Here is an 11,353-nt window from a genome sequence, read left to right on the forward strand (position 1 = left end):
CGTCGGCCCCGTACCGGTGATCCTGCACCCGATCGGCCGGGTCGTCCACCGGTGGAAATCAGCCGTTCGCCACTTCGGGAGGCAGCGGATCGAGCATGTCCACCGAGGATCCGTTCCACCGGTAGCGAACGAGTGCCGGACCGCCGGAGGCTTCCGCGGTGGCCTCGTCGCCGACGAGCCACCGGTACGAGATCGTCACGGTGTCGTCGGTCTGCGCATACGGGTCGAGATCCGTGAACGCGTACGGACGGGCGGTCGCCGTTCCGAGGTATGCGCCGTCATGGAAGAACAGGACCGTCGTGGGACTCGAACCGGTGGCACCGTCGGGAACGGCCATCGCCCAGGCCAGCGTGGCGCACGGATCGCCCTGGCTGTACAGGCTCCAAGCGCTGTCGGAGAAGGTGGGCAGAGAGTCGATCGCGGAGGCGACCACCAAGTCGTCCAGGCACGGATCGGCAGGAGTCTGCCTGTTGCCGTCCACCACCTCCTGCGGCAGGTCGTCCAGCATCACCACGGACGATCCGTTCCAGGTGTAGCGGACTAACCCGGGTCCGCCGGACTGCTGCGAGGTGGACTCACCCTCCCGGAGCCACCCGTATGACACCGTGACCGTGTCGTCGGTCTGCGAGGCGACGTCGGTGAACGAGTACGGCAACGCGGTGGCGGTACCGAGATAGGTGTCGTCGTGGAAGAACAAGACGGTCCACGGACTCGACCCCGTGCCCCCGTCGAGCGCCGCGAGCGCCCACGACAGCGTCGCGCAGGGATCGCCCTGGCGGACGAGCCGCCACCCGCTACCGAAGAACTGGGGCAGCGATTCGATGCCCGCCGCCACGACGGAGTCCTCCACACACGCGGTCGACGGTTCCGGCGCGGCCGACGACGCGGGTTCCGTACCCGGTGCCGGACCCAACGCTGTCGAGGTCGTGGTGGTGGTCGGAGGAGGTGGCGCCGCGGAGCCCTGGTCGGAGTCGGAGCACCCGCTCGCGAACAGCACGGTGGCAGCCAGGGTCGCGAGAAGTGTTCGTCTCATGATCGGTCCATCCGAGCGAACAGACCGATCGTTACGTCGTCGACGAATTCGTCATCGATCCGTGACCCGAAAGAATAGGAAACATCATTGTTGTAGAAAGGGTGACCATATCTAGGTCAGCCTGACCTTGCTGGTGAAGACGCATTTCGAGTATTACCGTCAGCGTCATGACTTCCCTCGAAATGCCCCGCGTCAGTGAGTGCAGTGTCAGCGCCTGTTCGTACAACCACGACGGATGCCACGCCTTCGCCATCAATGTCGGAGGCTCGAACGGAACGGCCGATTGCGGCACGTTCATCCCCTTGAGCACCAAGGGCGGCCTCGACACCGTCTCCACCCAGGTCGGCGCGTGTCAGCGCGTCGACTGCTCGTTCAACGACAACCTCGAGTGCAGCGCGGCAGCGGTCCGCATCGGCGCCGGCGAGTCGTCGGACACCGCGAACTGCCTCACCTACAGCAAGGCCTGACGGACCTCAGCTGAAGCCGAGCACCTTCTCGCCCCAGATCTCGCGCAGCTCACGGTCCGGATCCTCGACCAGAGCATCACGCCCGTCGATGACGAGAGTGCGACGGCGCTCGTCGTAGGGCGCCCAGTGCTTCGACCCGTCCAGCGCAGCAGGAACTCCGTGCCACGCGAACGCCACCCAGCGTCGCTGAATTCGCCGGGAGACCTGCTGCGCTGCCTTGCGCCCACCCAGCCAGAAGGTCGGGTCCCGGTCGAAGGTCCCGAAATTGCCGAAGACGTACGGCAACTCGGTGGCGTGACCGGCGCCGATACGTGCCGCGCGCAGCACGGGTGTCGCGTGATCGAAGCGGTAGACGAACGTCGGCGCTCGTCGGCAATGGGCCTCCGCGATCCACAGGCTCGGCATCCGGAACCCTGCGTCGCGCGAGAGGGCCAGCGCGCCCGCACTCTTCGGCAGATCCGGGTACGCGGAGAGGATGTCGGCGATACGAGCCGGTGAGAGATCGGGATGATCGACGGCGATCGCCTCGAACATCGTGCTCACCGTGTCCGAGGTGACGGGCATCAACGGCGACTTCATCAGGCGGAACACCGATGCCTCGTCGTGATTCGACCCGATGATGAGCGGGACGTCGTGCGAGAAGCCCTTCTGGAACGCGGCCACCGGATACCGGGGCACCACGTCACCGTCGACGACGGGTGCGAATCCCAATGTGCCGGGCACCTTCTCGGGAACCTCGTAGACCAGCTTCTCGGCTGCGTCGACCAACCTCTCCACCGGCATCGTCCGCAGCTCCTCGGCACGCTCCGCGGGCAGATCGACGAGTTCGAGGAATCGCTGCGCGACGGTGCGCGCGCGTTCCGGGCCGTACACCGAGGTGGCCGGGGAACTCTGGGCGATCGCCTTGTGGAACAGACCTTCCGCGTGCGGTGACGTCATGAGAGTGGTCACCGACGCGCCACCGGACGACTCACCGAAGACGGTGACGTTGGTCGGGTCGCCGCCGAACGCGGCGATGCAGTCGCGCACCCACGTGAGCGCCGCGATCTGGTCGCGGAGCCCGAGATTGGTCTCGAAGACGCTGCCGTCGGTGTCGAACGACGACAGGTCCAACCACCCCAGCGCTCCCACCCGGTAGTTGACGGTCACCACCACCACCTCACCGAGGCGGGACAGGTTGCGCCCGTTGTAGATCCGTTGCGCAGATGATCCCAGGACGTAGGCGCCGCCGTGGATCCACACCATCACCGGACGGGAGATGCCGTCCGGTGTCGGGGCCCAGACGTTGAGAGTCAGGCAGTCCTCGTCCATCGGGATGGACGAGTCCATGGGAATCGGGCCGTCGCGGCCCTGCGGTGCCATCGCACCGAAGGTCCTGCCGTCGCGGACCCCGTCCCACCGCTCCGGTGGGCGTGGTGCGCGGAATCGGTGCTCCGCCACGGGTGGCGCCGCGAACGGGATGCCCTTCCAACTGACCACGTCGCCGTGCCCGTAGCCGCGGATCTCACCGTCGCGCGACGAGACGACATGGCTGCTCTCGGTTGCCCCCACGAGGACCGACGTTACAGGGAGTGCGGGGATCGGACCCCGATGGTCGTCACGCTGTCACCAGTCGACCGAGCGCGAACAGGGCCGCTGGAGAGTAGCCGAGGACGAGCGGTGCCAGACCGTCCACGACCAACCACGTCGACGAGCCCGACCCCGCGCTGTCGACACCGTGTTCCAGGGTGAGCCCGGCACTCGGAGCGCCGATCCACGCGCGCCACGACCACACCCGTGCGGCCTCGTCCACGGAGTGGACCTCGAAGGACACCCGCACGCCGAGGGGTCCGCGCACCGTGCCGGTCGTGCCGGCGGCGAGACGGTCGGTGGACGCGTCGACCCCCATGATCTGCGGTGCCCACGTCGACCAGAGCGACAGGTCCATGTACCGCTCCCACGCGACGTCGGCGGAGGCGTCGCCGGTGCGTCGCAGAGTCTTCTTCATGACCGGCGGGATTCACCGTTCCGGCGCTGCTCAAACTGCCGTCAGGTCGCCGCTCCACAGCGGTCGCGCCGGGCGTAGGGTCCGAACCAAGCGAAACTCCTCCGCCATCGACCGGCGCGGCCGGTGGCCGACATGTAGGTGGACAAGGATGACCACACAGGCATCGGCCAATCACACGGCCAAAGTCATCGGCGTGACCATTGCGGCCGCCGTCGGCGGCTTTCTCTTCGGTTTCGACAGTTCCGTCATCAACGGCGCCGTCGACTCCATCCAGGGCAGATTCGCCCTCGGCGAGTTCCTCACCGGCTTCACCGTCGCGATCGCCCTGCTCGGGTGCGCGGCGGGCGCCTGGTTCGCCGGCGGACTGGCCGACCGGTGGGGACGCAAGAAGGTGATGCTGCTCGGGTCCGCGCTCTTCATCATCTCGTCGGTCGGCTCGGGTCTGGCCTTCAGCGTTCCCGACCTGATGCTGTGGCGTGTGCTCGGCGGTCTCGGCATCGGCATCGCGTCGGTGATCGCCCCCGCGTACATCGCGGAGATCTCGCCGGCCCGGATGCGCGGCAGCCTCGCGTCGCTGCAGCAGCTGGCCATCACCATCGGCATCTTCGCCGCACTGCTCTCGGACGCCGTGCTGGCGGATCGTGCGGACGGTGCGTCCAACGACCTGTGGCTCGGCCTCGAGGCCTGGCGGTGGATGTTCATCGTCGGCGTGATCCCCGCCGTCGTCTACGGCGTCCTCGCGTTGCTCATCCCCGAGTCGCCGCGTTACCTCGTGGGCAAGCACCTCGACGAGGAGGCCGCGCAGATTCTCGCGAACATCACCGGCGAGAAGCACCCCAACGAGCGCATCCACGAGATCCGCCTGACCCTGCGCAAGGAGCAGCGCTCGTCGTTCGCCGACATCCGCGGTCCGCGCTTCGGTCTGCAGCCGCTGGTGTGGGTCGGCATCATCATGGCCGTCCTGCAGCAGTTCGTCGGTATCAACGCGATCTTCTACTACTCCACCACACTGTGGAAGTCGGTGGGCTTCACCGAGAGTCAGTCCTTCACCACGTCGGTCATCACCTCCGTGATCAACGTGGCCATGACGTTCGTGGCCATTCTCTTCGTCGACCGGGTGGGTCGGCGCAACCTGCTCATGGCCGGCTCCATCGGTATGTTCGTCGGTCTCCTCATGGCGGCGATCGCGTTCTCCCAGCAGATCGGCACCGGCGACGAGGTCTCCCTGCCCGATCCCTGGGGCGTCGTGGCGCTGATCGGCGCAAACCTGTTCGTGATCTTCTTCGCGTCGACGTGGGGACCGATCATGTGGGTCCTGCTCGGCGAGATGTTCCCGAACCGTATGCGCGCCATGGCTCTCGGCATCGGTACGGCCGCGAACTGGGTGGCCAACTTCGTCATCTCGCTGCTGTTCCCGTCGCTCACCGAGATGGTCGGACTCTCCATCGTCTACGGCGGCTTCGCACTCTTCGCCGCCCTGTCGTTCTTCTTCGTGAAGTCCAAGATCCCCGAGACGAAGGGCATGGAACTGGAGGACATGAAGTAGCCGCACGACCGCCGGTGCTATGGTCGGCGAGTTCTGACACGGGGTGCTTCGCGTCGCGAGGCTGAGACCACACCCGAGAACCTGATGCAGGTAATTCTGACGAAGGGATGTCACGGCCATGACGCCGTACGACCATGCGGTCGACGCTGCCTCCACCACGGATGCAGCCGACCTCACACGCTTCACCGACCTCCTCTGGGACCGCACGGCAGGCCTGCGGGCCCGGATCGACGACCTTGAGTTCCTCACCCGACTCGGCGACGGCACCCTGCCGATCACGTCGTTCCGGACCTACATCGAGCAGGACGGCCTCTACCTCGAGGGATACGCGAAGGCCTTGGCCCTCCTGTCCTCGCGCGCCGTCGATCCGGAGGCCGGAGCGTTCTGGGCCACATCGGCGGCCACGGCCGCGACGGTCGAGAAGTCCTTGCACACCAGCCTTCTCGCCGACGTCGCACTCGGCGGTCCGTCGGAGAAGCCGGTCGAGCACAGCCAGGCGTGCCTCGGGTACGTCTCGTTCCTCACGGCGACGGCGGCGACCGACACCTACGCCGTCGGCGCCGCGGCCGCGCTCCCCTGTTTCTGGATCTACGCCGAGGTCGGCCGCGGACTCGCGGCCTCGGCCCGCGCCGTGCTCGACGCTGATCCGCACCACCCGTACGCCCGGTGGGTGACGACGTACGACGCCGAGGACTTCCAGACCTCCGCCGCGCGCGCCCGCGAGCTCGTCGACGCGGCTGCCGAGGTGGCCGGCCCGGCCGAACGACAGCGGATGAGTGACGCGTTCGTCGTGGCGATGCGCTACGAACTGCTGTTCTGGGACACCGCCCTGAACACCGTGCCCTGGCCTGCTTCGGGGTCGGACGCATGAGGGCGCGGCACACGAGGGTCGGGCGCGTCGCGGCTCTGCTCACCGTGTCGCTCGTCGCCGCCGCGGGTCTCGCGGGCTGCGCCACGTCCGATGCCTCCGACGCGAACACGATCCGCTTCGCGCTCGACTGGACACCCAACACGAACCACACGGGCCTGTTCGTCGCCCAGCAGGAGGGCTACTTCGCGGACGCCGGGCTGAACGTCGAGATCCTGCCGTACAACTCGACGTCCCCCGACACGCTGATCGACTCCGGCAACGCCGAGTTCGGGATCAGCTTCCACAGCTCCGCCACCTACGCCCGCGCTGCCGGTGCGAAGGTGACCTCGGTGATGGCGCCGCTGCAGCACTGGGCCACCGGCATCGGCGTCCGCGCCGACCGGCAGGACATCCGGAGCCCCCGAGACCTGGACGGGCGGACCTACGCCGGGTTCGGCGATGCGGGCGAGGAGGCCACCCTCCGCAAGGTGATCGAGAACGACGGTGGCACCGGCGATTTCGAGACCGTGGTGCTCGGGACGTCCGCGTACGAGGCGGTCTACTCCGGTACCGCGGACTTCACCGTCTCCTACTTCGCGTGGGAGGGTCTCGAGGCCGAGCGGGCCGGAACCCCGATGACGTACTTCGACTACACCGACTTCGGCTTCCCCGACTCGTACGCGATCGTCGTCGACGGCGGTGACGAGTGGATGGCCGAGCACCCCGAACAGGCGCGACAGTTCGTGCAGGCCTTGCAGAAGGGTTACCAGAAGGCCGCCGACGATCCCGACGCGGGCGCGCACGATCTGATCGACGCCAACCCGGGAGCATTTCCCGACGAGGACCTGGTCGTCGAGAGTCAGCGCATGCTGGCGGAGGACTACATGCTCGACGAGAACGGCCGCGTCGGGACGCAGACCTTGGAGCGATGGTCCGGGTACTCGAAGTTCCTGTTCGACGCCGGTGTCCTGGCCGGGCCCGACGGCGCACCGCTGACCACCGAGCCCGACTGGTCGACCTACTTCACCGATGAGTACCTCGATCAGGGCTGAGCGCGGCGGACAGGTGGGGCGGTACGCGCCGGCGCTGCTGCTCGCGGCGGGCCTCGTGGCGGCCTGGCAGGTGTACGTGGTCGTCAGCGGCATCTCGCCGCGCGTACTCCCCTCCCCCGCCCGCGTCGTCGATCAGGGCTGGACGAACCGTGCCGTCATCGCGGGTCACGCATCGTCCACCGTTCAGGTCACTCTGCTCGGTTTCGCCGTCTCCCTGACGATCTCGTGGATCATCGCCACGGCCGTGGACTTCTCGCCGTGGCTGCGCCGCGCCATCGTTCCCCTGCTCGTGGTGTCGCAGACACTGCCGGTCATCGCCGTCGCTCCCCTGATGATCATCTGGTTCGGATTCGGCATCCTCCCCAAGCTCCTGGTGATCGCGCTGGTGACGTTCTTCCCGATGACCCTCGGCCTGATCGAGGGATTCGCCTCCGCGGACAAGGAGTCCGACGCACTGCTGCGCAGCATGGGAGCGTCACGGCGACAACAGTTCCGGTACGTCCGGCTCCCGTCCGCGCTGCCGCGCTTCTTCACCGCGCTCCGCATCGGGATCACCTACGCCGTCGTCGGTGCCGTCTTCTCCGAGTACGTCGGCGCCACGTCGGGTCTGGGCATCTACATGGCGCAGCAGAAGAACGCGTTCCGCACGGATCTCGTGCTGGCCGCGGTCGTGGTCACGGCGGTGTGCAGCATCGCACTCTTCCTCCTCACGTTCGTGGCCGAGCGGCTTCTCGCGCCGTGGGCGCTCGCGGCGAAGGAGGGAACGCGATGACGGATCCTGTTCTGGAGCTGACCTCGGTGCGCAAGTCCTACCCGGGCACACCGGTACTGGACGGGATCGACCTCGCCGTCGAGGGGGGACAGTTCGTGTCGATCGTCGGCCCGAGCGGCTGCGGCAAGAGCACGCTGTTCACCCTCCTCGCCGGTCTCGACACCGCGGACAGCGGCACCGTGGTGACACCGCGCTGCGCGTACATGCCGCAGAAGGACCTGTTGTTCCCGTGGCGTTCGGTTCTGGCGAACACCGCACTCGGGCTGGAGGTACAGGGGGTTCCGAAGGCGCAGGCGCGGAGCCGGGCCCGCGACCTGTTCCCGGTCTTCGGCCTCGACGGCTTCGAGGACGCACGCCCCTCGTCGCTGTCCGGCGGGATGCGGCAGCGGGCCGCACTGCTCCGGACCGTCGTGCAGGGACGCGACGTCCTGCTGCTGGACGAGCCGTTCGGCGCTCTCGACTCGCTGACCAGGACGGCCATGCAGGACTGGATGCAGGAGGTGTGGCAGCGGTACCGCTGGACGGTCCTGATGATCACCCACGACATCCGGGAGGCGGTGCAGGTGTCGGACCGGGTCGTCGTGCTGTCACCGCGGCCCGCGCGGGTGGTCGCCGACGTGAGCATCGATCTGCCGCGGCCGCGACGCGCCGAGACCGCCACCACGCGGGAGTTCGCGACCTACGAACGCGCACTGCTGGACGCTCTGGGAAGCACAGGCCCTCGTCCCGGCGCGGGCGAGTAGGTTCGGTCCATGGCAGACACAGACGACACCCGCGTGGAGCACCATCCCGATCGTCAGCGTTTCGAGATCCTCGTCGGTGAGGAGGTCGCCGGCTACGCCGAGTATCGGCAGACCGATCCGACTGTCCGGGACTTCGACCACACCGTGACGCTTCCCGAGTTCCGCGGCCGCGGACTCGCGGCCGTCCTGGTGCGTCACGCACTCGACGACACACGCGCCGCGGGGCTGAAGATCGTCCCGTCGTGCTCCTACGTGCATCACTTCGTCGAGACGCACGAGGAGTACGCCGATCTGACCGTGTGAGCCGGGACTCGCGACACCGTGTCGGTGGGCCGCGTTACGGTCGCCCCATGAACGACCTGAACAGTGTCGACCTCTCGCCCGAGGCCGCCTGGAGCCGGTTCCGCACCCTGCTCGCCGATCACCTCGACGGGATGCCGGCGGGACACTCACTGGTGCTCGCGTGCCCGCACGCCGGCTCCGATCCGGTTCCGCCCTGCCTGCAGTTCTACGGATGGGACGACGAGACGGTCCGGTGCGAGGTGCTGGCGGACGAGTACCTCGCCGAGCACCGCCGGTGGACGTCCGAAGGGCGCGCACTGCTGGAGCAGTTCGGGTTCGCCCCGCCGCCGTCGCTCCCTCACACCACGCGCCGCGACGACGAGCCGGTGAACTGGTTCGTCGATCGCCCGCGGCGCTACGCCGACCAACTCGCCGACGCCGCTGTCCGCGTCCTGCACTCGGTGTGGGGTGTCCCGCACCCGTCGTTCCTCGAGCTGGACGGCGACCTGTGCGGCCCCGTGATCGAGGACCGGTTCGGCGCGTCGTCCACGGACCCCGAGGACGCGCCGCCGTCCGACGCTGTCCCGTTCGACCCGCTGCGGCCGGTCCGCACGTCCGGTCCCGAGGCCCGTCTCGAGATCATCGAGCAGACGCTCCTGCACATCCTCGGGTTCGTGCCGCACCCCGACGAGGACGGCGACTACCCGTTCCGTCTCGGGCCGGCCTGGCTCTACCTGTGCCCCACCCCGGAGGCGCCGTTCGTACAGATCCTCGCGCCGCTCGCGGCCGGCGTCACCGACGAGGCGCGAGCACTGTCGGTCGTCAACGACGTCAATCGCCGGTGGCCGCACGTCAAGGTGCTGCTGGACGAGGATCGCATCGTCGCCACCATCGACGTCACGGTGGTGCCTTTCGTCCCGCAGCACGTGGCCGACATGCTGGCCGTCATGGAGAAGTTCGCCGGCGAGGCCGCCGAGCATCTCCGGGCCGGGCTCGGGGCGCGGCCCTACCTCGACGCGTTCGGTGAACCGACGCCCGAGTACGACGCGGGTGACGGGACGGACGAGCACGGCGGTCCGGTGATTCCCGAGGCACTGCGCGCGATCGCCGAGGCAGTGTGGGAGCGCGGCGCCGACATCGACGTCGAGGAGGTGCTGAACGCGTGCGGACACGATCGCACGCGCGTCGTCCGCTTCCTGGACGTGGCGCGCGAGTGCGAGCTCTCCGCCCTCGATCGCACGCTCGACGACACCGATCCGCGAGTCGCCGCGTCGGCCGGTCTCGATGCGCGGGTCTGGCGCACCACCTCCGCGCTCCTCACCTCCGCGCACCGGCGTCTGGCCGCCGACCGCGTCGACGGACCGACGCGGTCGTCCGGCTCCCAGCTCGACCTGTTCGGGACCGACCTCGCCGGCGGAACCGGTGACAGCCTCTTCGACTGACGAGAAGGGTGCTGCCGATAGCCTTCGATGTGTGGTGACCACTCCGCGCTACGGCGGCGACAGCCTGTCCGATCTTCTGCCGTCGGTGCTCGGCGCACTCGGCGTCCCCGGTGAGTCCGACACCGTCGGGCTGGGGTTGTCCGGGGTCCGGCGGATCTGCGTACTGCTGGTCGACGGCCTCGGAGCTCGACAGTTGGCGGCGCACGCCTCGGCAGCGCCGACACTCTCCTCGCTCACCGAGCGGGTCGTCACCGCCACGTTCCCGTCCACCACCGCGACGTCGTTGGCGTCACTGGGCACCGGACGCACGCCCGGTGAGCACGGCATCGTCGGCTACCTCACCGCCGTGCCCGGCTTCGACCGTCCGATGAATCCGCTGCACTGGCGTCTGCACGGTCAGGGACCCCGCGTCGATCTGCTCGCCGAGCTGGTTCCGGAACAGTTCCAACCTCGCGACACCGTGTTCGAGCGCGCCGCGGCGGACGGGGTGTCCGTCACTCGCATCGCGCCGTCCTACCAGCGCGAGTCCGGGCTCACCCGCGCCGTGCTGCGCGGCGGGGACTTCTCCGCGTCGGTGTCCGCGGGCGACCTCGTCGCCGAGACCTCGCGCGCGCTGCGGCGCGGCCGGCGGTCCCTCGTCTACTCGTACTGGTCCGAACTCGACCTCACCGGCCACGTGCGCGGGCCGGACTCCGACGCGTGGCGCCACGAGCTGACTCAGGTCGACACCATCGTCGCCGGCATCCTCGGCGAGTTGCCCTCCGACGCAGCGCTGATCGTCACCGCCGATCACGGGATGGTGCAGATCGGCACCCGCGTGGACATCGACGCGACGCCCGCGCTCACCGCCGACGTCCGGATGATCTGCGGCGAACCCCGCGCGCGCCACGTCTTCGCCGACGCCGGCGCCGCTGCCACGGTGCTCGATGCCTGGCGGGAGACCCTGGGTCCGGACCACCTGGTGGTGGGCCGCGACGATGCGGTCTCCCGGGGCTGGTTCGGGCCGTCCGTGCGCCCCGACGTCGCGGCGTGCATCGGTGACGTCCTGGCTCTGGCTCTCGGCGACGGCGCCCTGATCCGCCGCGGGGCCGAACCGAACCAGTCGGCGCTGCCCGGCCATCACGGCTCCCTGACCGACGTCGAGATGACCGTTCCTCTCCTCGTGGCACGGGGCTGACA

General features: G+C 68.7%; 12 protein-coding genes and 1 riboswitch. Of the genes, 9 read left to right on the top strand and 3 right to left on the bottom strand.

Going from position 1 to position 11,353, the window contains the following annotated elements:
* Nucleotides 1–58: 58 nt before the first annotated feature.
* Nucleotides 59–1,033: an LppP/LprE family lipoprotein gene (locus tag HQ306_RS16615; RefSeq protein ID WP_222632752.1), complete on the bottom strand. Its 975-nt coding sequence runs from the start codon at nucleotides 1,031–1,033 to the stop codon at nucleotides 59–61.
* 167 nt (nucleotides 1,034–1,200) lie between these two features.
* On the opposite strand from HQ306_RS16615, the gene HQ306_RS16620 reads away from it, so the two are divergent.
* Nucleotides 1,201–1,500, top strand: a complete 300-nt coding sequence (locus HQ306_RS16620) for a DUF1540 domain-containing protein (RefSeq protein WP_027504961.1) — start codon at nucleotides 1,201–1,203, stop codon at nucleotides 1,498–1,500.
* A gap of 6 nt (nucleotides 1,501–1,506) precedes the next feature.
* Here HQ306_RS16620 and HQ306_RS16625 read toward each other — a convergent pair whose 3' ends face one another.
* Nucleotides 1,507–3,051: a carboxylesterase/lipase family protein gene (locus tag HQ306_RS16625; protein WP_222632753.1), complete on the bottom strand. Its 1,545-nt coding sequence runs from the start codon at nucleotides 3,049–3,051 to the stop codon at nucleotides 1,507–1,509.
* Nucleotides 3,052–3,097: 46 nt separating this feature from the next.
* Entirely contained in the window at nucleotides 3,098–3,487 is a 390-nt protein-coding gene (locus HQ306_RS16630; RefSeq protein WP_222632754.1) for an SRPBCC family protein, read from the bottom strand.
* A 148-nt stretch (nucleotides 3,488–3,635) separates the two neighbouring features.
* On the opposite strand from HQ306_RS16630, the gene HQ306_RS16635 reads away from it, so the two are divergent.
* The 8 genes from HQ306_RS16635 (at nucleotide 3,636) to HQ306_RS16665 (ending at nucleotide 11,351) form a co-directional block, all read left to right on the top strand.
* Nucleotides 3,636–5,033 carry a sugar porter family MFS transporter gene (locus tag HQ306_RS16635; RefSeq protein ID WP_027504958.1) on the top strand — a complete coding sequence of 466 codons (1,398 nt, stop codon included), beginning with the start codon at nucleotides 3,636–3,638 and terminating at the stop codon, nucleotides 5,031–5,033.
* Between the two features lie 29 nt (nucleotides 5,034–5,062).
* Nucleotides 5,063–5,158, top strand: a riboswitch (TPP riboswitch).
* The gene (locus HQ306_RS16640) at nucleotides 5,152–5,904 is read left to right on the top strand and encodes a TenA family protein (protein ID WP_222632755.1); all 753 of its coding nucleotides are present in this window, start codon (nucleotides 5,152–5,154) and stop codon (nucleotides 5,902–5,904) included. It overlaps the preceding riboswitch by 7 nt.
* Nucleotides 5,901–6,935, top strand: a complete 1,035-nt coding sequence (locus tag HQ306_RS16645) for an ABC transporter substrate-binding protein (protein ID WP_222632756.1) — start codon at nucleotides 5,901–5,903, stop codon at nucleotides 6,933–6,935. The genes HQ306_RS16640 and HQ306_RS16645 overlap by 4 nt, the downstream gene beginning before the upstream one ends.
* Nucleotides 6,913–7,707, top strand: a complete 795-nt coding sequence (locus HQ306_RS16650) for an ABC transporter permease (protein WP_222632757.1) — start codon at nucleotides 6,913–6,915, stop codon at nucleotides 7,705–7,707. The genes HQ306_RS16645 and HQ306_RS16650 overlap by 23 nt, the downstream gene beginning before the upstream one ends.
* Entirely contained in the window at nucleotides 7,704–8,450 is a 747-nt protein-coding gene (locus tag HQ306_RS16655; protein ID WP_222632758.1) for an ABC transporter ATP-binding protein, read from the top strand. The genes HQ306_RS16650 and HQ306_RS16655 overlap by 4 nt, the downstream gene beginning before the upstream one ends.
* 9 nt (nucleotides 8,451–8,459) lie before the next feature.
* Entirely contained in the window at nucleotides 8,460–8,753 is a 294-nt protein-coding gene (locus HQ306_RS16660; protein ID WP_027504953.1) for a GNAT family N-acetyltransferase, read from the top strand.
* Between the two features lie 47 nt (nucleotides 8,754–8,800).
* A complete protein-coding gene (locus HQ306_RS22255; RefSeq protein WP_261770156.1) occupies nucleotides 8,801–10,174 on the top strand; it encodes a YbjN domain-containing protein in 1,374 nt (457 codons plus the stop codon).
* A gap of 31 nt (nucleotides 10,175–10,205) precedes the next feature.
* The gene (locus HQ306_RS16665) at nucleotides 10,206–11,351 is read left to right on the top strand and encodes an alkaline phosphatase family protein (RefSeq protein WP_308115443.1); all 1,146 of its coding nucleotides are present in this window, start codon (nucleotides 10,206–10,208) and stop codon (nucleotides 11,349–11,351) included.
* The last annotated feature ends 2 nt before the right edge of the window (nucleotides 11,352–11,353 follow it).

It is taken from the genome of Rhodococcus sp. BP-160 (assembly GCF_019836205.1).
In the GTDB taxonomy this organism is placed as follows: Bacteria; Actinomycetota; Actinomycetes; order Mycobacteriales; family Mycobacteriaceae; genus Rhodococcoides.

What these genes read in the sequence shown, in the direction of transcription:
- HQ306_RS16620 (WP_027504961.1), top strand. Translation starts at nt 1,201, where the DNA reads ATGACTTCCCTCGAAATGCCCCGCGTCAGTGAGTGCAGTGTCAGCGCC.
- HQ306_RS16660 (WP_027504953.1), top strand. Translation starts at nt 8,460, where the DNA reads ATGGCAGACACAGACGACACCCGCGTGGAGCACCATCCCGATCGTCAG.
- HQ306_RS16655 (WP_222632758.1), top strand. Translation starts at nt 7,704, where the DNA reads ATGACGGATCCTGTTCTGGAGCTGACCTCGGTGCGCAAGTCCTACCCG.
- HQ306_RS16615 (WP_222632752.1), bottom strand. Translation starts at nt 1,033, where the DNA reads ATGAGACGAACACTTCTCGCGACCCTGGCTGCCACCGTGCTGTTCGCG.
- HQ306_RS16635 (WP_027504958.1), top strand. Translation starts at nt 3,636, where the DNA reads ATGACCACACAGGCATCGGCCAATCACACGGCCAAAGTCATCGGCGTG.
- HQ306_RS16650 (WP_222632757.1), top strand. Translation starts at nt 6,913, where the DNA reads ATGAGTACCTCGATCAGGGCTGAGCGCGGCGGACAGGTGGGGCGGTAC.
- HQ306_RS16640 (WP_222632755.1), top strand. Translation starts at nt 5,152, where the DNA reads ATGACGCCGTACGACCATGCGGTCGACGCTGCCTCCACCACGGATGCA.
- HQ306_RS16645 (WP_222632756.1), top strand. Translation starts at nt 5,901, where the DNA reads ATGAGGGCGCGGCACACGAGGGTCGGGCGCGTCGCGGCTCTGCTCACC.
- HQ306_RS16630 (WP_222632754.1), bottom strand. Translation starts at nt 3,487, where the DNA reads ATGAAGAAGACTCTGCGACGCACCGGCGACGCCTCCGCCGACGTCGCG.
- HQ306_RS22255 (WP_261770156.1), top strand. Translation starts at nt 8,801, where the DNA reads ATGAACGACCTGAACAGTGTCGACCTCTCGCCCGAGGCCGCCTGGAGC.